Below are 17,188 nucleotides of genomic sequence, written 5' to 3' on the forward strand. Positions count from 1 at the left end.
GCGCGCCCCCCCCACCGCCAGAAGCCCCCCCCCGCCGACCCTATAAAATCCACAAACACCTGCTCCGCGGCCACCCACACCACCCCCCCCCCTCACGTACGTACGGAAACCGACGGAAGAGTACGTACGGAAACCGACGGAAGACTAGAACAGCCGCAGCTTGTCGTCCTCGATGCCGCGCATCGCGTTGTAGTCGAGGACGGTGCAGCCGATGCCCCGGTCCGTGGCGAGCACGCGCGCCTGGGGCTTGATCTCCTGGGCGGCGAAGATGCCCTTGACCGGTGCGAGGTGCGGGTCGCGGTTGAGGAGCTCCAGATAGCGGGTGAGCTGCTCGACGCCGTCGATCTCACCGCGCCGCTTGATCTCGACGGCGACGGTCTGCCCGTCGGCGTCACGGCAGAGGATGTCCACCGGGCCGATCGCCGTCATGTACTCGCGGCGGATCAGGGAGTAGCCGTCGCCGAGGGTCTCGATCCGGTCGGCGAGCAGTTCCTGAAGGTGTGCTTCCACGCCGTCCTTGATGAGGCCGGGATCGACACCGAGTTCGTGCGAGGAGTCGTGCAGGATCTCCTCCATCGTGATGATGAGCTTCTCGCCCGCCTTGTTCACGACGGTCCAGACGCCGGCGTCGTCCCCCGAACCCTCCTTCAACGTGCAGGGCGGGGACATCCAGTTGAGGGGTTTGTAGGCCCGGTCGTCCGCGTGGATCGAGACACTGCCGTCCGCCTTCACAAGGATCAGGCGGGGGGCCGACGGGAGATGGGCGGTGAGCCTGCCCGCGTAATCCACGGAGCATCGGGCAATGACGAGACGCATGGGGCGCAACGCTACTCGACACCAGGTGGTGCGCGCGATTTCGCCGTCGATGGGGCTGTTCGATCCTGGCCGGTTATGTGCCCAATCTCCTGGTGCGGTGCCGGTCCGATGCTTACCGTATAAGCAGGAGGTCGTCATGCGTGCACTCTGCGTATGCGGACTTCTTCCCTGTCCGTAAGCCCCCGCTCCCCGGGGGTGCGAGAGGAGAACCCATGTCGCTCGACGTCTCACCGGCACTGTTGGAACAGGCCGAGCGAGGCGAGGTCGACGAAGCGGAATTCGTCGACTGCGTCCGGACCTCCCTGCCCTACGCATGGGAGATGATCAGCTCCCTGGTGGCCCAGCTGAAGGTTGACGGCGGAGAGTTCGCCGACAACCAGACGCCGCCGCCCGACGAGCAGGCGCGTGGCCAGCTGCTGCGCGCACTCGCGAGCGACGCGATCCGCGGTGCGCTGCAACGGCACTTCGGCGTGCGCCTGGCATTCCAGAACTGCCACCGCGTGGCGGTGTTCCCCCTGGATGCTTCCGTGGACGACCGGTTGGCCCGATTCACCTCGATCCGAGGTCAGTTGCTCAATCAGTCACCCGAACTGCGGGACTGCTGACGCCTGTTGCTGCCGCTCCGTACGCGGGAGGTGTTCTAGTACCGGAGCGGCAGCTCCCCGCCCCGGCGGCTCAGCCGAGCTGGGGCAGCACCTCGGCGCCCAGCCTGCGGACGTTCTCCTCTGTCGTGGACAGGTCTCCCGAGCCCTCGACAAGCAGCGCGAAGCGTGTGATGCCCGTCCGCTCCGAGGTCGCCGAGATCCGGTCGGCGCACACCTGGGGGGTGCCCACCGGGTGGATGCCGCAGAGCAGTTCGGTGTACGCGAGCGGGTCCCGCATCGCCCGCGCCCGGCCGTCGACCGTGACATGCGCGTCCAGCCCCTGCTTCAGCCAGCCCGGCATCGCCTTCTGCAGCGTCTCCGCCGCTTCCACGCGCCGGTCCGCGATCTGCGCGACCCCGGCGGAGACGTGCGCGGCCGTGTGGATCTCCTCCGGCGTACGCCCCGAGGCGCGCGCGTGCCTGCGCCACAACGCCACCATTTCGGCCTTCTCCTCGTCGCCGACATGCATGCCGAGCAGCATCGGCAGACCGCGCTCCGCGGCGAGCCGCACGCTCGACGGTGAGGTGCAGGCGACGATCACCTCGGGGCCGCCCACCGCCTCCGGGGTGTCGGTGCCCGGGGGGTCCGAGAGGTCCGAGCCGGGCAGGGCTTCTTGCGGGCGGGGCACCACGGCGACCTCGCGGAAGGCGAAGCGGCCCGACTCGCTCGCGACCCGGGGCTCGGTCAGCCACCGCAGCAGCAGATCGAGGGATTCCGGGAAGCCCTTCTCGTACGCGTCGAGACCGGAGCCGAAGACCTCCAGGTCCACCCACGGCCCGCCGCGCCCCACGCCCAGCGAGAAGCGCCCGCCGGACGTCACGTGCAGCAGCGCCGCCTGCTCGCCGAGCGCGACGGGATGCGCGGTCGGCAGCACGCTCACGGCGGTGCCGACGCGGATGCGCCGCGTACGCCCGAGAAGGAGCGCGGCGAGGGTCACGGCGGACGGACACGTGCCGTACGGCACGAAGTGGTGCTCGGCGAGCCAGACCGCGTCCAGACCCGCCTCCTCGGCCACCTCGGCGGACCGCACCGCACGGTGCAGCGCCTCCCCCTGCCCCTGTCCGGGGAACTGGGCGGCCAGAACAAAACTACCTACACGCATCGCACTCCTGCCTCCTTGGCGCCGACGCAGGCACTCCCCCTACGGGCAACAACGCGTGACACGTGCCAAAGGCACGGCCTGGCATGAAGATTGACGGATTTTCTGCGCAATGCAGGGGGGATCTGTGGGGGTTGGTGCAGGACGCCTACCCCTGGGAGCGGCGCGTAGGCTGGACACACCCCTGAACCCCGTACATCCAGTGAGGTGTCCTGTGTCCCCGCGTCGCAACCGCCCCAAGGGCGCCGGAGCCGGAGCAGAGAGTCCGCGTGCGGACGCGGAGCCTTCGGGCCGTTACGGCGGCTTCCAGCGGGCCGAGAGCTGGCAGGACGAGCAGTGGAGCGTGCGCCATGTGGCGGGCGCGAGCGCGGCGGGCAAGACCTACCGCTGCCCCGGCTGCGACCAGGAGATCCCCTCCGGCATGGCGCATGTGGTGGCCTGGCCCGAGCACTCGGGCGTGGACGAGCGCAGGCACTGGCACAAGGCCTGCTGGAACGCGAAGGACCGCCGCACCTCGCGGGTGCAGCGGTCCCGTAACGCGCCTCGGTACTGAGGATCAGACGTCGCGCTTCTCCAGAAGCGCGAACGCGCCGACGATCGCGGCCAGCGTCACGACGATCAGCAGCACCAGCTGTGAGTTGCCGTTGCCCGAGCCGGTGTCGAGCTGGAAGATCTTGGCGAGCGAGTTGGGCGCGTTGTAGTCCATCATCTTCTCGCCCACGCTGCGGGTGCTCTCCGAGATCAGCAGGAACGCGGGCAGGATCGCGGGCACCAGGACCAGGCCCAGCATCGCGGTGATCGCGCCCGCCGAGTGGCGCAGCATCGAGCCGACCGCCAGGGCGAGGACGCCCAGGAGCGAGACGTAGAGGCCGCCCTTGAGGACCGTGCCGCCCCATGCCACGTCGCCCGCCTCGGAGCCGCTGTGCATCCCCGACGTCATGGCGCCCACCAGGAAGATGGATGCCGCCGAGACGACGAAGGCGATCACGAAGAAGACCACGATCTTCGCGGCGAGGACGCGGTAGCGCTGCGGCGACGCAGTGAACGTCGTACGGATCATGCCCGTGCCGTACTCGGACGACGTCACCAGGACGCCGAGCGTGATCAGGCAGATCTGGCCGAGGACCAGACCGAAGAACGCCGGGATGGTGAACGGCACGTCCAGGTAGTCACGGGGTTCCGTCTGCGCGGCGACGAGCAGGCCGATGCCGATCACCAGGAGGAGGAAGACGCCGAGCGTCCACATCGTCGAGCGGACCGACTTGATCTTCGTCCACTCGGAGGCCAGGGCGTTGCCGATGTGGGTCTTCTTGACCGGGATCGGCGAGGTGTAGGCGTTGCTCATCGCCTGCTGCCAGGCGGAGGGCGGCGCGGGCGCGGCGGGCGGGGGAGCCGTCGGGGCGCCCTGCATCGGTGCGCCCTGCACGGGGGCGCCGGCCTGCGCGTACATCTGCTGGGGCTGCGCCTGCGGCTGCTGCTGCGGAGTCGGAGGCGTGGTCATCGGGGGTCCTCGCTGTCGCGCTTGGTCATGTCGGGGACGGGGGAAGAGGCGGGAGCCGCGGCCGGTGCCTGCGGGGCGGCGGCGTACGGGTTCGGCGTCCCGGACGCGTCCTGCGGCTGCTGCATCGCGAAGGGCTGACCGCCCTGCTGGGGCGGCGGCGGTGCGTACCACCCGGGCTGGCCCTGGCCGGGCACGGGCATCTGGCCCTGCGGCGGCATGCCACCGGGCATCGCGCCCTGCTGCACGGGCTGCTGCAGGCCCGCCCGCTGGTCGACCGTGGAGCGGTAGTCGACGGCGCCCTGCGTCATCCGCATGTACGCCTCTTCCAGCGAGGCCTGGTGCGGGGAGAGCTCCCACACGCGGACGTCCGCGCCGTGCGCGAGGTCGCTGATGCGGGGCAGCGGAAGCCCGGTGACCCGGAGCGCGCCGTCCTGCTCGGGCAGGACCTGGCCGCCGGCCTCGGTCAGCGCGGCCGTCAGCTTCTCGCGCTGCTGCGGCTCGCTGTCCGGCGTACGCACCCGGGCGAAGTCGGCGGAGTTGTGCGAGATGAAGTCCTTGACGCTCATGTCCGCGAGCAGCTGCCCGCGGCCGATCACGATCAGGTGCTCGGCGGTCAGCGCCATCTCGCTCATCAGGTGCGAGGAGACGAAGACCGTACGCCCCTCGGCCGCGAGCGACTTCATCAGGTTCCTGACCCAGAGGATGCCCTCCGGGTCGAGGCCGTTGACCGGCTCGTCGAAGAGCAGCACCTGCGGGTCGCCCAGGAGGGCGGCCGCGATGCCCAGGCGCTGGCCCATGCCGAGCGAGAAGCCCTTGGAGCGCTTCTTCGCCACGTCCTGGAGGCCCACGACGCCGAGCACCTCGTCGACCCGGCGGGCCGGGATGCCGGAGAGCTGCGCCAGGCACAGGAGGTGGTTACGGGCGTGCCGGCCGCCGTGCACCGCCTTGGCGTCGAGCAGGGCGCCGACCTGGCGCGGGGCGTTGGGGAGCTTGCGGTACGGGTAGCCGCCGATCGTCACCTGGCCCGTGGTGGGTTGGTCGAGCCCGAGGATCATGCGCATCGTCGTCGACTTGCCGGAGCCGTTGGGGCCCAGGAAGCCGGTGACGGTGCCGGGTCGCACCTGAAAGGAAAGGTTGTACACGGCTGTCTTGGCGCCGTAGCGCTTCGTCAGGCCGACTGCCTCGATCATTCTCCGCACCCATCGAATGGTTCAGGACGTCGGGGCACACGCCCCCGTAAGGGTTAGGAGGATATAGCCGAGCTGACGGTTCCAGCCAAGAGAGGGTAAAAGTGCGGCATCACGGAAACCCCGGCTGCGGCAGCGCCCAGCCCGCGTCGGCGAAGGCCCGCCTGCCGCGATCGCGCAGCCCGCGGTCCGCCGCGGCCTTGCGCACCCAGTCGGCGGGACCGGGCCCGAGCAGCCCGCGCAGGGCCGCCGAATCCCCGATGAGCGAGGCGAGCAGCGCCGCCTGATCGCCGCCGCCGGGGCGTGGCAGGCCTGACCGCGGATCGGCGAGGACACCGTACGTACTGACGTAGAGATACGCGCCGTCGAGCCGCTCACCGGACGGCAGCGTCATCGCGAAGTCGCCGCCCGGAAGGAGCGCCCGCCGGTAGTTGGGCAGCTCCGTGTCGTCGACCGCACGGAACTGGTCCTGATCCAGCCAACTCACGACCAGGGAGGTTTCGACCGCCGGGTCCAGGTAAGGGGCGGCCGCCACATACCCGGCACGCCCGATGTGCGCCGAGCAGCCCACCGCGATGCCGCGCACCCGCATCGGGACCATCGGCACGGCGGAGGTGATGCCGCGCCTGGCCAGTTTGTACGCGACCTGTGCGGGCGAGGCGTTCGATCCCACGGCGATGACGGGGTGCCGGCTGCCGGTGGGCGCCTCGCCCCGCCCGCTCAGCGTCTCGTCGAGCGTCAGCCCCGCCACGGGCCACTGGCCGAGCGGCAGCGGACGTACATCGAGGGGGAGCAGCTCGTCGCCGGCCAGGAGGGCGGGCCAGGGGACCGGACGCCCCGGATACGTCAGCGGCCGCAGTGCGGGAACCTCGTCGAGGCCGAGCGCCGTGAGGCTAGGCATCCCGCTTCTTCAACAGCGCGTAGCCGCCGATCAGGGCGACCACGACCCACGTCACCATGATCGCGAGGCCGCCCCACGGACCGTACGGAGTGTCGTCGTCCAGCGGCGTCTTCACCTGCATGATTCTGCTTCCGGCCTGGTCGGGGAGGTAGCGGCCGACCTTCTTCGTGGCCGAGACATTGCCCAGGATGCTGGAGATCAGGAAGAAGAACGGCATCAGGATGCCGAGCGAGAGCATCGGGCTGCGCAGCATCGTGGCGACGCCCATCGAGAACATCGCGATGAGCGCCATGTAGAGCCCGCCGCCGATGACCGCGCGCAGCACACCGGGATCGCCGATCTCGGCCCTGTGCTCGCCGAGCATCGCCTGCCCCACGAAGAACGCGATGAAGCTCGTCACGATGCCGACCGCAAGCGAGAGCAGGGTGGCGACCGCGACCTTGCTGAACATGAAGGTGCCGCGCTGCGGGACCGCGGAGAGCGAGGTGCGGATCATGCCGGTGCTGTACTCGTTCGAGACGACGAGCACACCGAAGACGATCATCGCGAGCTGGCCGAGGCTCATCCCGGCGAAGCTGGTGAAGGTCGGGTCGAAGACCCTGCGGTCCTGGGCGTTGAGGCTGTCGTAGTCGTTCTTCGCCAGGATGCTGATCAGCAGGCCGAGCCCGACCGTGACGACCACGGCGAGCCCCAGCGTCCACACGGTCGACGCGACCGAGCGGATCTTGGTCCACTCCGACTTCAGGACTTGCGTCGCGGCCATCGCTCAGGACCCCTTCTTCTGCGTCCAGCCGTCGCCCCAGCCTTCGGCCTGCTGTGGGGGCGGCGGTGCGCCGGGCCCCTCGTGGTCGGCGTGCGCGTGATACTCCACCGACTCCGCGGTCAGCCGCATGAACGCCTCTTCCAGGGAGGCCTGTTGAGGGCTCAGTTCATGGAGGACGAGCTGATGCCGGGCGGCGATTTCGCCGAGCTTCTCCGCGGGCGTGCCGTCGATCTCCAGGGAGCCGTTGCCCGTCTCGACGGCGGTGATGCCCTCCTGGTGCAGCACGTCGAGGAGCCGTTCGCGCTGCGGGGAGCGCAGTCGGACGTACGAGCGTGAGTTCTGCTGGATGAAGTCCGACATGGAGGTGTCGGCGAGGAGCCGGCCCTGGCCGATGACGACCAGATGGTCGGCGGTCAGCGCCATTTCGCTCATCAGGTGCGAGGAGACGAAGACCGTACGGCCCTGTGCGGCGAGGGACTTCATCAGGTTCCGGATCCAGTGGATGCCCTCGGGGTCGAGTCCGTTGACCGGCTCGTCGAACATCAGGATCTCGGGGTCGCCGAGCAGCGCGCCCGCGATGCCGAGGCGCTGGCCCATGCCGAGCGAGAAGCCCTTGGCCTTCTTCTTGGCGACCTGGGTCAGGCCGACGGTGTCCAGGACCTCGTGGACGCGGGCACGCGGGATGCCGTTGCTCTGCGCGAGGCAGAGGAGATGGTTGAAGGCGCTGCGCCCGCCGTGCATGGCCTTGGCGTCGAGGAGGGCGCCGATGTACTTCAGCGGGTCCTTCAGCTGTGCGTACCGCTTGCCGTCGATACGGACGTTCCCCGCCGAGGGATTGTCGAGACCGAGCATCATCCGCATGGTGGTGGACTTGCCCGCGCCGTTGGGGCCGAGGAAGCCGGTGACGATGCCCGGGTGCACGGTGAAGGTCAGATGGTTGACGGCGACCTTCTCGCCGTACCGCTTGGTCAGCCCCTCGAGCTCGATCATGCGCCAACGCTAAAACGGGACGGGGCCCCTTGCCACCGGAGTGACAGGGGGCCCCGTAAGGGGCGCGGGGAACTGCGCGACCAGCCGAAGCGGACCGTCAGATCCCCACAACCTCAACGCGTCTGCTGAGCAGGCACCCCGCGGCTGATGGGCTCATCCTCGGCAGGCGTACCCGCCGCGGCGACGGCCGCACCCGTGAGGGTGGCCAGCATCTCCCGCACATTGGTGAGCTGAGCGTTGATCGAATCGCGACGATTCGTCAGCGCCGCAAGCTCCCGCTCGGATTCCGAGCGGATCCGGTCAGCCTTGGCATTGGCATCGGCCACGATGTCCTCAGCCTGCCGCTGAGCGGTCTCGACGGTCTGGCGAGCGCGACGCTCCGCGTCGGTCCGGAGCTTCTCCGCCTCAAGACGGAGCTGCTCGGCACGGTGCTCGATCTCCGCGAGCCGCTTCTCCGCCTTCGCCTGCCGCGAGGCAAGGTCACGCTCGGACTGCTCGCGGCGCTTGGCGAGGTTCGTCTCGAAGTCGGCGGCGGCCTGGGCGGCCTTCGCGCGGGTCTCCTCGAAGAGGGCGTCCGCCTCCTCGCGCTTGGACTGAGCGTCCTTCTGCGCCTCGGTGCGCAGCGCACCCGCCTCGCCCTTGGCCTTCTCGACGATCCGGACGCCCTCGTCCTCCGCCTTGGCCTTGCGCTCGGCGGCGAACGACTCGGCGTCGTTGCGCACCTGCTGGGCCGCCGACTCGGCGAGCTCGCGGTGCTGCTCGGCGGCGCGACGGGCCTCCTCGCGCAGGTCCTTCGCCTCCTCCTCGGCGAGGCGGAGGATCTTCTCGACGCGGGCACCGAGACCGGCGTACGACGGCTCGGCGTCGGCCACCTGAGCCTGGGCGTTCTGCGTCTCGAGGTGCAGCTCCTCGATGCGCTTTTCCAGAGCAGTGATACGAGCAAGAGCGCTGTCACGGTCGGAGACGAGCTTGGAGATACGTTCGTCCACCTGAGCGCGGTCGTACCCACGCCGCACAAGCTCGAAGCCGTAGGGGGAAGTGTCGCTCATGGGGTTCCTGTCGAATGAGACCGGTGAGGTGATAGAGGGAATCCTAGGGGTCCAAGCGGCGTGTCATCGAGCAGATGCCCGTTTGATCTGGAGAATGACACCCCTTTTGAGTGGCTAACCGCCAGAGCACTTGCCAGGGACAGTGCCGAAGGTCCTTTCAAAGCACGGCAGAAGCTCCTTGGCTAGCCCTCAGACGTCTTGCCACCCGATCGAGTTGACCCCGCCGCTGCACCGGCCTTGACGCCCCCCGCGCCGGAGCCGCCGTTCGACGTCGGTTTCGCGCCGGCCGCCGGGGCCTCAAAAGATTCCAACGCCTCGAGCACGTCTTGGACACGGGAAATCTCGGCGTTGATGTCCTCGCGCCGCCGGACAAGCACTTCGAGCTCGCGCTTGCCCTCGGAGACCATCCGCTCGGCCTCGGCCTCCGCCTCCGCCTTGACCCGCTCGGCGTCGCGCACCAGCCCGGCCACCTTCGTCTCGGCCTCCTTGAGCAGCCCCTCGGCCTTCTTCACGGCGGAGATACGCACCTTGGCGGCCTCGGAACTCGCGTCCGACACCAGCTCCTTGGCCTTCGCCTCGGCCTCGGCACGCTGCTCCTCGGCGGCCTTCACAAGCGCGTCGCAGCGCTCGCCCGCGGACTTCATCGCCTCGGCGGACTCGCGGCGCGCACGCTCGTGCAGCTCCTCGATCTCGGCGGTCAGACGGTCGCGCTGCTCCTCGGAGCGCTCCCTTATGGCCGTGGCGTCGCGGCGGGCGCCGACGAGCAGCTCGTCCGCGTCCGTACGGGCCTTCTCCACCAGGGAGTTGCCCTCCACCGTCGCCTCGGAGACAAGGCGGTCGGCCTCCGTGCGGGCCGCGCCGACCATCGTGTCGGCCTGCGCCTCCGCGTCCGTGGTCGCCTTGAGAGCCTTCTCCTGGGCGTCGGACGTCAGCTTCTCGGCCTCGGCCGCCGCCTCCGTGATGAGCGTGTCGACCTGCTCGGCCGCCTCCGAGCGGCGCTTGTTGGCGGCCTGACGCGCCTCGTCCAGGGTGCGCTCGGCCTCCTCCCGCGCCTGCGAGGTGAGCCGCTCGGCCTCGGCCGCGGCCTCCGCCTTGACGCGCTCGGACTCGGACCGGATGCGCTCGGCGTGCTGCTGGGCCGAGCCCACCGTCTCGGCGGCGTCCGCGCGAAGCCGCTCGGCGTCGCCCGTGGCGTCCGAGATGAGCTTCTCGGCCTTCGCCACCGAGTCCGTGCGCTGCCGGTCGGCCTCGGCGGTCGTCTCCGTCTGCAGCCGCTCGGCCTCGCTGCGCGCCTCGCCGATCAGCTGGTCGGCCTGGCTCGCGGCATCGCTGCGGATGCGGTTGGCGTCCTCGCGGGCGTCGGCACGCGTGCGTGAGGCGTCCTGCTCGGCCGAGGCGATCGCGTCCGACGCTTCCGTACGCGACCGCTGGGCGTGCTCGGTGGCGTCCGAACGCAGCCGCTCCGCCTCCGCGATCGCGTCCGAAACCGTGCGCTCCGCAAGGGACTTGGCGGCCTCGGCCTCGTCGTTCGCCTCGCGTCGGGTGCGGTTGGCGTCCTCCGTGGCGCGCTCACGCTCGGCGTAGGCGTCCGCGCGGACGCGGTCCGCCTCCTCCTGCGCCTCGGTCCTCGTACGCTCCGCCGCGTGCTCGGCGGCGCTGCGCAGGCCCGCGACCTCGTCCTGCGCGCTCTCGTGCAGGCCCGCCACGGAGTCCCGTACGGACTGGGCGGTCTGCTCGGCGCTGGAGACCATCTCGGTCGCCCTGCGGTCGGCCTCCTCGACCAGGCGGACGGCCTCGGCCTGGGCCTCCTCGACGCGCTTGCGGGCGGAGGCGAGCAGCTCCTCGCTCTGCTCACGGGCCCGCTCGCGCTCCTGGTCGGCCTCGCCGCGCGCGGAGCTGAGGGTCTCCTCGGCCTCGCGGTGGCGCCGCGCGGCCTCCTCCTGGGCGGCGGAAAGTGCCTCCGCGGCCTCGGTGGAGATGCGCTCGGCGGCGGTGGCGGCCTCCGCGCGGACCCGGTCCGCGGACTCCTGGGCCTCCGACTTGAGCCGCTCCGCCTCGGCGGCGGCCTCCGAACGCAGCCGTACGGCGACGCTCTCGCCCTCGGCGCGCGCCTGTGAGGCGTCCGAAGCGGCCTCCGTGCGCAGCCGCTCGGCCTCGGTCTCGGCCTGTGCCTGCAGGGTGCGGATCCGCTCGGCGGCCTCCGTGCGCAGCCGGTCCGTCTCGTCGGCGGCCTCCTTGCGGATGCGCTCGGCCTCCGCGCGGGCGTCGGTCAGCGCCTGCTCGGCGGCGGCGACGCGCTCCTCGGCCTCCGTGTGAAGGCGCGTCAGCTCGTCGGCGGCCTCGGACTTCCGTGCCGCTATCGCCCGCTCGGTCTCGTCGTGCAGCGCCCGCGCGGCCTCCTCGGCCTCCGACTTCGTGGCCTCGGCCTGCTCGGCGGCCTCCTCGCGGTGCCGCTCGGCCTCCGCGCGGGTGCGCTCAAGGGTCTCCTCGGCCTGCTTGCGCAGCGTCGTGGCGCGCTCGATGGCCTCGGTGCGGACCCGCTCGCTCTCGGCGGTCGCGGCCGTCTTCAGCTCGTCCGCGTCGGCCTTCGCCTTGGCGAGCAGCTCCTCGGCGGACTTGGCCGCCTCCTCGATCTTCTGGACGGCCTCGCGGCGGGCCTCGCCACGGATCCGCTCGCCCTCGGCGACCGCGTCGGCCCGCAGCTGCTCGGCCTCGCCGCGCAGCCTGCGCGCCTCCTCCTGCAGCTCGACGGTCTTGGCGCGGTACTCCTTGGTGTCGTCCTTCGCCGCGCCCTTGAGCTCCTCGGCGATGTCGTGCGCCTGACCGCGAAGCCGGTCCGCCTCGGCCTCGGCCTCGCCGCGGATCCGCTCGGCCTCCTCGGTGGCGGCCTTCGTCGTCTCCTTGGCGTCCTTCGAAGCCTTGTCGAGTACGTCCTCCGCCGTACGGGCCGCCTTGGCGAGCTGGCCCGCGGTCTCCTCGGCGGTGATCGTGCGCGCCTTCTCGGCGGCGTCCTTGATCAGCTTCTCGGCCTCGGCGCGGGCGTCGGCGACGAGCTGCTCGGCCTCGGACTTGGTGGCCTCGGCCTCCTTGGTGGCCTCGCCGACCAGGCGCGCGACCTGCTCCTTGGCGGTGCGCGTGCGCTGTTCGTTGGCGCCTTCGGCGGCCGCGAGCTGCTTGGCCGCGGCGTCCTTGGCCTCGGTGAGCACCTTGTCGGCCTCGGCGCGTGCCTCGCGCAGCGCCGTCTCGGCCTCCGCCATCCGCTGCTCGGCGGCCCGGCTCGCCTCAGCGGCCTGGCGGCGCGCCTGCTCGGACTCGGTGGCCGTGGTCGAGCGCAGGCTCTCCGCGTGGTCGGTGGCCTCCTGCGCCTGCGTCGACGCGGCGTTCAGGAGGCGCTCGGCGTCCGTGCGGGCCCGGCGCAGGATCGACTCGGCCTCCGCGCGGGCGGACTCGGCGTCGCTCGACATGCGCTGGCGTGCCTCTTCGGCGACGCGCTCGGCCTCGGCGCGGGCGGCGGCCAGCGACTGGTCGGCCTCGGCGCGGGACTCGTCGAGCAGGCGGCGCGCCTGCTGCTCCGTACGCGCGCGCAGCTGCTCGGCCCACGCCACGTTCTCGTTGACGTGCGACTCGACGGTCTGGCGGCGCTCGGACAGCTCCTGGTCGAGCTGCTGACGGCGCGACACCGCCTCGGAGTGCAGCTCGGACTGGAGCCTGGCCTGCTGCTCGGCGTGCTCCTGGAGGATGCGCTGGGTCTGCGCCCTGGCGTCCCGCAGCTCGCGCTCGGCGTCCTGGCGCAGCTGATCGGCCTGGATCTGGGCGTTACGGAGCAACTGCTCGGCCTGGTAGCCGATGTCCGCGCCGTCGTAGGCAGGGCGGGACGCGAGGTTGCGGCGCGCCTCGTGCAGCTTGGCGCGCAACACCTCGACCTGGTAGCCGAGGTCCTCGGCGTGCTGAACAGCCTTCTCTCGTTCGGTCTTCAGCCGGTCCATCTCGGCCTCGAACCGCGAAAGATGGTCCGTCTCAGCCCGCGAGCTCTCTTGGCGTTCGTAGCCCCGCACTGCGCGGTCCCATCCGTCCCCTGGTCGCAACTCCTGAAGTACGAGCCCTGCCCATCCGCCGAACGGGGCCCCCGGGGAATGGTGTCAGATCAACAGCTGAGCACGGGCTGCTGCCCCGACGCTCGTCCCCCGAAACCCGGACCCCGGCACGCGGCCGCCCAGCGTACGGACGACCGGCCGCCCAGACTTCGGACGGCCGACCCCAACCCTACCGGCCCAAGTATGCGGAGGTCAGTGCTCCGGTGACTCCTGAGCTGCCGAGGTGACGAGTTCGGTCAGCACGCCGTGGCAGTCCTTGGGGTGCAGGAAGGTGATGCGCGACCCCATCGACCCGATCCGGGGCTCCTGATAGAGGACTCGTACGCCCTTGTCCTTGATGGCCGCGGCGTCGCCGTCCACGTCAGCGGTGCCGAAGGCGATGTGGTGCACACCCTCGCCGTTCTTGGCCAGCCACTTGCCCACGGCGGAGTCGTCGCGGGTGGGTTCGAGGAGTTGCAGGTAGGAAGCCCCGCCGTCACTCGTCTCATTGATCTTGAGCATGGCCTCGCGTACGCCCTGCTCTTCGTTGACTTCGGTGTGGAACACCGTGAAGCCGTAAGTCTCCCGGTAGAACTCGACGGTCTTGTCGAGGTCGAAACAGGCGATCCCGATGTGATCGATTCGCGTCAGCATGGTTTAAGTGCAGCCCTTCCGGCGGCGTTTACGCAACGTGCGCGCGATCACACCCAACGCCCGATGACGCACGGCGTACCGCTCAGTACATTCAAGTAAACCCTCATTAACCTCTCCTCCCAAGGGGCCGTTCACATGTCTGGAACGACCGGTACCACCTCAGTGATCGTCGCGGGCGCGCGCACGCCCATGGGCCGCCTGCTCGGCTCCCTGAAGTCCTTCTCCGGCGCCGACCTGGGCGGCTTCGCCATCAAGGCCGCGCTCGACCGGGCCGGCATCGGCGGCGACCAGGTTCAGTACGTGATCATGGGCCAGGTGCTCACCGCCGGGGCAGGGCAGATCCCGGCACGCCAGGCCGCCGTCAAGGCGGGCATCCCCATGAACGTCCCCGCGCTCACCGTCAACAAGGTGTGTCTCTCCGGGCTCGACGCGATCGCGCTCGCCGACCAGCTGATCCGCGCCGGCGAGTTCGACATCGTCGTCGCCGGCGGCCAGGAGTCGATGACCAACGCGCCGCACCTGCTCCCCAAGTCCCGCGAGGGCTACAAGTACGGCGCGATCGAGATGCTCGACTCGATGGCGTACGACGGTCTGACCGACTCCTTCGAGAACATCGCCATGGGCGAGTCCACGGAGAAGCACAACACCCGCCTGGGCATCGCGCGCCCCGAGCAGGACGAGATCGCCGCCGCCTCCCACCAGCGCGCCGCGGCCGCCCAGAAGAACGGCATCTTCGAGGCCGAGATCACCCCGGTCGAGATCCCGCAGCGCAAGGGCGACCCGGTCCTCTTCGCCAAGGACGAGGGCATCCGCGCCGAGACGACCACCGAGTCCCTCGGCAAGCTGCGCCCCGCCTTCGCCAAGGACGGCACGATCACCGCGGGCACGTCCTCGCAGATCTCCGACGGCGCGGCCGCGGTCGTGGTCATGTCCAAGGCCAAGGCCGAGGAGCTCGGCCTCGACTGGATCGCGGAGATCGGGGCGCACGGCAACGTGGCCGGTCCGGACAACTCGCTCCAGTCGCAGCCGTCCAACGCCATCCAGCACGCCCTGAAGAAGGAGGGCCTGGCGGTCGAGGACCTGGACCTGATCGAGATCAACGAGGCCTTCGCCGCGGTCGCGGTGCAGTCAATGAAGGACCTCGGGGTGTCCTCGGAAAAGGTGAACGTCAACGGCGGGGCCATTGCCCTGGGTCACCCGATCGGGATGTCCGGCGCGCGGGTCGTGCTGCACCTCGCCCTGGAGCTGAAGCGGCGCGGCGGCGGCGTGGGCGCGGCGGCGCTGTGCGGTGGCGGCGGTCAGGGCGACGCGCTGATCGTGAAGGTGGCGAAGGGCTGACGCGTTTGCGCGTGCACACCTTTCCCGACCACTTTCCCGACCACGCCTTTCCTACGTCTTGGAACGGAGCTGTCTGACATGCAGGACGTCCCCTCCCTGGTGGCACAGGCCCGCGAGGGCAGGCCGCGGGCCGTGGCCCGGCTGATCTCACTGGTCGAGGGGGCGTCACCGCAGCTCCGTGAGGTCATGGCGGCGCTGGCTCCACTGGCGGGCCATGCGTACGTGGTGGGCCTCACCGGTTCGCCGGGTGTCGGCAAGTCGACTTCGACGTCGGCGCTGGTGTCGGCGTACCGGCGGGCGGGGAAGCGGGTCGGCGTCCTGGCCGTCGACCCTTCCTCCCCCTTCTCCGGGGGCGCCCTGCTCGGCGACCGGGTCCGCATGTCGGAGCACGCGTCCGACCCCGGCGTCTACATCCGCTCGATGGCGACGCGGGGCCACCTCGGCGGCCTCGCCTGGTCGGCGCCGCAGGCGATCCGTGTCCTGGACGCGGCGGGCTGCGACGTGATCCTGGTCGAGACGGTGGGCGTCGGCCAGTCCGAGGTGGAGATCGCATCGCAGGCGGACACGTCGGTGGTGCTGCTCGCGCCCGGCATGGGCGACGGGATCCAGGCGGCGAAGGCCGGAATCCTGGAGATCGGCGATGTGTACGTCGTGAACAAGGCGGACCGCGACGGCGCGGACGCGACGGCGCGCGAGCTGAACCACATGCTGGGCCTCGGGGAGTCCCGCGGCGCGGGGGACTGGCGCCCGCCCATCGTGAAGACGGTGGCCGCGCGGGGCGAGGGGATCGACGAGGTCGTCGAGGCCCTGGAGAAGCACCGGGCGTGGATGGAGGAGCGGGGGGTCCTCGCGGAGCGCCGGGCGGCGCGGGCCGCCCGTGAGGTGGAGACGATCGCGGTGACGGCCCTGCGGGAGCGGATCGCGGATCTGCACGGCGACCGGCGTCTCTCGGCGCTGGCGGAGCGGATCGTCGCGGGCGAGCTGGATCCCTATGCGGCGGCGGACGAACTGGTCGCGGGGCTGACCTCGGGCTGAGGGTGCTGGCGTGGGCGCCGGTCTTGGCCTGGGCGTGCGCCCGGCTGACCTTGGACTGGCCCTGCGGTGCCCGCAGGGCGGGCTTGGGCTGCCCTTTGGCCGGGCGGATGCCGGGGGGACTCCCCGCTCCGCCCGGGCTGGGGCTGCCCCTGAGCCGGGCGGGCGCCGGGGGACTCCCCGCTCCGCGGTCGGTCTCCCACCCACCCACCCGTTGCCCTGCGGGGTAATCGGGTGGGTGGGCGGGAAAGATCCGCCGCGAAGCGGCGGCTTGGAGCCCGGCGCGAAGGCGCAGGAACAGGGCCCGCCCTCCGGGACGCGAACGGGGCCCGCCCTCCGGGGGAGAGAGCGCGGGCCCCGTGGTTCAAGCGGCAGGCGTGACGTCAGTCGTCCTGGCCGTCCTGGTCGTCGTGGTCGGCGCTGTCACCGCGGTCAGCGGTCACCGCGGCCGACCGCAGGTCAACGTGCCAGTCCGACTCAACCCCGCCGGAGGCGACCGTCTCCACGTCCCAGGCGGTAGCCGTCCCGTCGTCATCCAGGTCCACGGACGTCACCGTGCCCTTGGCCGCCGCGGCCTTCGCCGCGTCCTCGGCCGTGGTGGAGGCGCCCTTCAGGACGGCGGCCACCCGCGCGGCGTCGCCGTCCTCGTCCCGCTCGGTGTGCGAGCCGAGCACCTTGCCGGTGCCGGGGTCGACCTGGACGCTGTGCCAGCCGCCGTCCTTGCCGAGCACGTCGACGTCCCAGTACAGGCTGCCGCCGTCCTCGTCGTCCAGCTCCGCGGAGACCGCCGTACCGGACTGCTTGGCCAGCGCCGCCTTGATCGCGTCGGCGGCCGTCACCTTCGCGGCCTTGACCTCGGTCTTGTTCTCCGTGGCGTCGTCCTGCCCGTCGTCGTCCTTGACCTGGACGCTGGACTGCTTGGCGGCGGTCGACTCGTCGTCGCCGGTGACGGCCATGGCTGTCGCCGTGCCGCCTCCGATCAGGGCCACGGCGGCGACGGTGGCGATGACGATATTGCGCTTCATGAGGGTTCCTCCCGAGTCGGTCCGACCGCTCAGCGGCCGTTCGCTTTCGACGAGGAACAATCTGGCTGAGCGATGCTGAAGCCAGCCTGAAGGTGCCTGAAGAACTCTTCAGGTTC

General features: G+C 70.9%; 15 protein-coding genes. 4 read left to right on the top strand and 11 right to left on the bottom strand.

The features are described 5' to 3' along the window. Positions 1–144: 144 nt before the first annotated feature. Entirely contained in the window at positions 145–816 is a 672-nt protein-coding gene (gene nucS, locus ACFWY6_RS09830; RefSeq protein ID WP_266870826.1) for an endonuclease NucS, read from the bottom strand. Positions 817–1,028: 212 nt separating this feature from the next. On the opposite strand from nucS, the gene ACFWY6_RS09835 reads away from it, so the two are divergent. Then, positions 1,029–1,421 carry an SCO5389 family protein gene (locus tag ACFWY6_RS09835; protein ID WP_266870828.1) on the top strand — a complete coding sequence of 131 codons (393 nt, stop codon included), beginning with the start codon at positions 1,029–1,031 and terminating at the stop codon, positions 1,419–1,421. A gap of 70 nt (positions 1,422–1,491) precedes the next feature. On the opposite strand, the gene ACFWY6_RS09840 is transcribed toward ACFWY6_RS09835, so the two are convergent. Beyond that, the gene (locus tag ACFWY6_RS09840; RefSeq protein ID WP_384687693.1) at positions 1,492–2,562 is read right to left on the bottom strand and encodes an LLM class flavin-dependent oxidoreductase; all 1,071 of its coding nucleotides are present in this window, start codon (positions 2,560–2,562) and stop codon (positions 1,492–1,494) included. Between the two features lie 211 nt (positions 2,563–2,773). Between ACFWY6_RS09840 and ACFWY6_RS09845 the strand changes: the two genes are divergently transcribed. Then, entirely contained in the window at positions 2,774–3,112 is a 339-nt protein-coding gene (locus tag ACFWY6_RS09845) for an ATP/GTP-binding protein (protein WP_384687694.1), read from the top strand. Between the two features lie 3 nt (positions 3,113–3,115). On the opposite strand, the gene ACFWY6_RS09850 is transcribed toward ACFWY6_RS09845, so the two are convergent. The 8 genes from ACFWY6_RS09850 to mce all read right to left on the bottom strand — a co-directional run bounded on the left by ACFWY6_RS09850 (position 3,116) and on the right by mce (position 13,677). After that, on the bottom strand, positions 3,116–3,970 hold the full coding sequence (locus ACFWY6_RS09850; RefSeq protein ID WP_384687728.1) for an ABC transporter permease: 855 nt from the start codon (positions 3,968–3,970) through the stop codon (positions 3,116–3,118). 86 nt (positions 3,971–4,056) lie between these two features. Next, positions 4,057–5,250, bottom strand: coding sequence for an ABC transporter ATP-binding protein (locus ACFWY6_RS09855; protein WP_384687695.1), 1,194 nt, complete (start codon positions 5,248–5,250; stop codon positions 4,057–4,059). A 109-nt stretch (positions 5,251–5,359) separates the two neighbouring features. Next, positions 5,360–6,148: a hypothetical protein gene (locus tag ACFWY6_RS09860; protein ID WP_384687696.1), complete on the bottom strand. Its 789-nt coding sequence runs from the start codon at positions 6,146–6,148 to the stop codon at positions 5,360–5,362. Further along, positions 6,141–6,911, bottom strand: coding sequence for an ABC transporter permease (locus ACFWY6_RS09865; protein WP_384687697.1), 771 nt, complete (start codon positions 6,909–6,911; stop codon positions 6,141–6,143). Before ACFWY6_RS09865 ends, ACFWY6_RS09860 begins: the two co-directional genes overlap by 8 nt. A gap of 3 nt (positions 6,912–6,914) precedes the next feature. Further along, a complete protein-coding gene (locus ACFWY6_RS09870; protein ID WP_384687698.1) occupies positions 6,915–7,901 on the bottom strand; it encodes an ABC transporter ATP-binding protein in 987 nt (328 codons plus the stop codon). Between the two features lie 113 nt (positions 7,902–8,014). Beyond that, positions 8,015–8,950: a cellulose-binding protein gene (locus ACFWY6_RS09875; RefSeq protein ID WP_360767068.1), complete on the bottom strand. Its 936-nt coding sequence runs from the start codon at positions 8,948–8,950 to the stop codon at positions 8,015–8,017. Positions 8,951–9,132: 182 nt separating this feature from the next. After that, a complete protein-coding gene (gene scy, locus ACFWY6_RS09880) occupies positions 9,133–13,005 on the bottom strand; it encodes a polarized growth protein Scy (RefSeq protein ID WP_384687699.1) in 3,873 nt (1,290 codons plus the stop codon). Between the two features lie 231 nt (positions 13,006–13,236). Further along, positions 13,237–13,677, bottom strand: a complete 441-nt coding sequence (mce, locus tag ACFWY6_RS09885; protein WP_249587713.1) for a methylmalonyl-CoA epimerase — start codon at positions 13,675–13,677, stop codon at positions 13,237–13,239. A 135-nt stretch (positions 13,678–13,812) separates the two neighbouring features. Here mce and ACFWY6_RS09890 point away from each other — a divergent pair, with 135 nt between their 5' ends. Together ACFWY6_RS09890 and meaB are read left to right on the top strand one after the other, a co-directional pair. Then, positions 13,813–15,015 carry an acetyl-CoA C-acetyltransferase gene (locus tag ACFWY6_RS09890; RefSeq protein WP_384687700.1) on the top strand — a complete coding sequence of 401 codons (1,203 nt, stop codon included), beginning with the start codon at positions 13,813–13,815 and terminating at the stop codon, positions 15,013–15,015. A gap of 78 nt (positions 15,016–15,093) precedes the next feature. After that, on the top strand, positions 15,094–16,050 hold the full coding sequence (gene meaB, locus ACFWY6_RS09895) for a methylmalonyl Co-A mutase-associated GTPase MeaB (RefSeq protein ID WP_135330224.1): 957 nt from the start codon (positions 15,094–15,096) through the stop codon (positions 16,048–16,050). 380 nt (positions 16,051–16,430) lie between these two features. Here the strand turns inward: meaB and ACFWY6_RS09900 are convergent, their stop codons facing one another. Continuing rightward, positions 16,431–17,072 carry a PepSY domain-containing protein gene (locus ACFWY6_RS09900; RefSeq protein ID WP_384687701.1) on the bottom strand — a complete coding sequence of 214 codons (642 nt, stop codon included), beginning with the start codon at positions 17,070–17,072 and terminating at the stop codon, positions 16,431–16,433. Positions 17,073–17,188 lie beyond the last annotated feature (116 nt).

It is taken from the genome of Streptomyces sp. NPDC059037, assembly GCF_042740015.1.
Taxonomy (GTDB): domain Bacteria; phylum Actinomycetota; class Actinomycetes; order Streptomycetales; family Streptomycetaceae; genus Streptomyces.

What these genes read in the sequence shown, in the direction of transcription:
- nucS (WP_266870826.1), bottom strand. Translation starts at nt 816, where the DNA reads ATGCGTCTCGTCATTGCCCGATGCTCCGTGGATTACGCGGGCAGGCTC.
- ACFWY6_RS09835 (WP_266870828.1), top strand. Translation starts at nt 1,029, where the DNA reads ATGTCGCTCGACGTCTCACCGGCACTGTTGGAACAGGCCGAGCGAGGC.
- ACFWY6_RS09840 (WP_384687693.1), bottom strand. Translation starts at nt 2,562, where the DNA reads ATGCGTGTAGGTAGTTTTGTTCTGGCCGCCCAGTTCCCCGGACAGGGG.
- ACFWY6_RS09850 (WP_384687728.1), bottom strand. Translation starts at nt 3,970, where the DNA reads ATGCAGGGCGCCCCGACGGCTCCCCCGCCCGCCGCGCCCGCGCCGCCC.
- ACFWY6_RS09855 (WP_384687695.1), bottom strand. Translation starts at nt 5,250, where the DNA reads ATGATCGAGGCAGTCGGCCTGACGAAGCGCTACGGCGCCAAGACAGCC.
- ACFWY6_RS09860 (WP_384687696.1), bottom strand. Translation starts at nt 6,148, where the DNA reads ATGCCTAGCCTCACGGCGCTCGGCCTCGACGAGGTTCCCGCACTGCGG.
- ACFWY6_RS09865 (WP_384687697.1), bottom strand. Translation starts at nt 6,911, where the DNA reads ATGGCCGCGACGCAAGTCCTGAAGTCGGAGTGGACCAAGATCCGCTCG.
- ACFWY6_RS09870 (WP_384687698.1), bottom strand. Translation starts at nt 7,901, where the DNA reads ATGATCGAGCTCGAGGGGCTGACCAAGCGGTACGGCGAGAAGGTCGCC.
- ACFWY6_RS09875 (WP_360767068.1), bottom strand. Translation starts at nt 8,950, where the DNA reads ATGAGCGACACTTCCCCCTACGGCTTCGAGCTTGTGCGGCGTGGGTAC.
- mce (WP_249587713.1), bottom strand. Translation starts at nt 13,677, where the DNA reads ATGCTGACGCGAATCGATCACATCGGGATCGCCTGTTTCGACCTCGAC.
- ACFWY6_RS09890 (WP_384687700.1), top strand. Translation starts at nt 13,813, where the DNA reads ATGTCTGGAACGACCGGTACCACCTCAGTGATCGTCGCGGGCGCGCGC.
- meaB (WP_135330224.1), top strand. Translation starts at nt 15,094, where the DNA reads ATGCAGGACGTCCCCTCCCTGGTGGCACAGGCCCGCGAGGGCAGGCCG.
- ACFWY6_RS09900 (WP_384687701.1), bottom strand. Translation starts at nt 17,072, where the DNA reads ATGAAGCGCAATATCGTCATCGCCACCGTCGCCGCCGTGGCCCTGATC.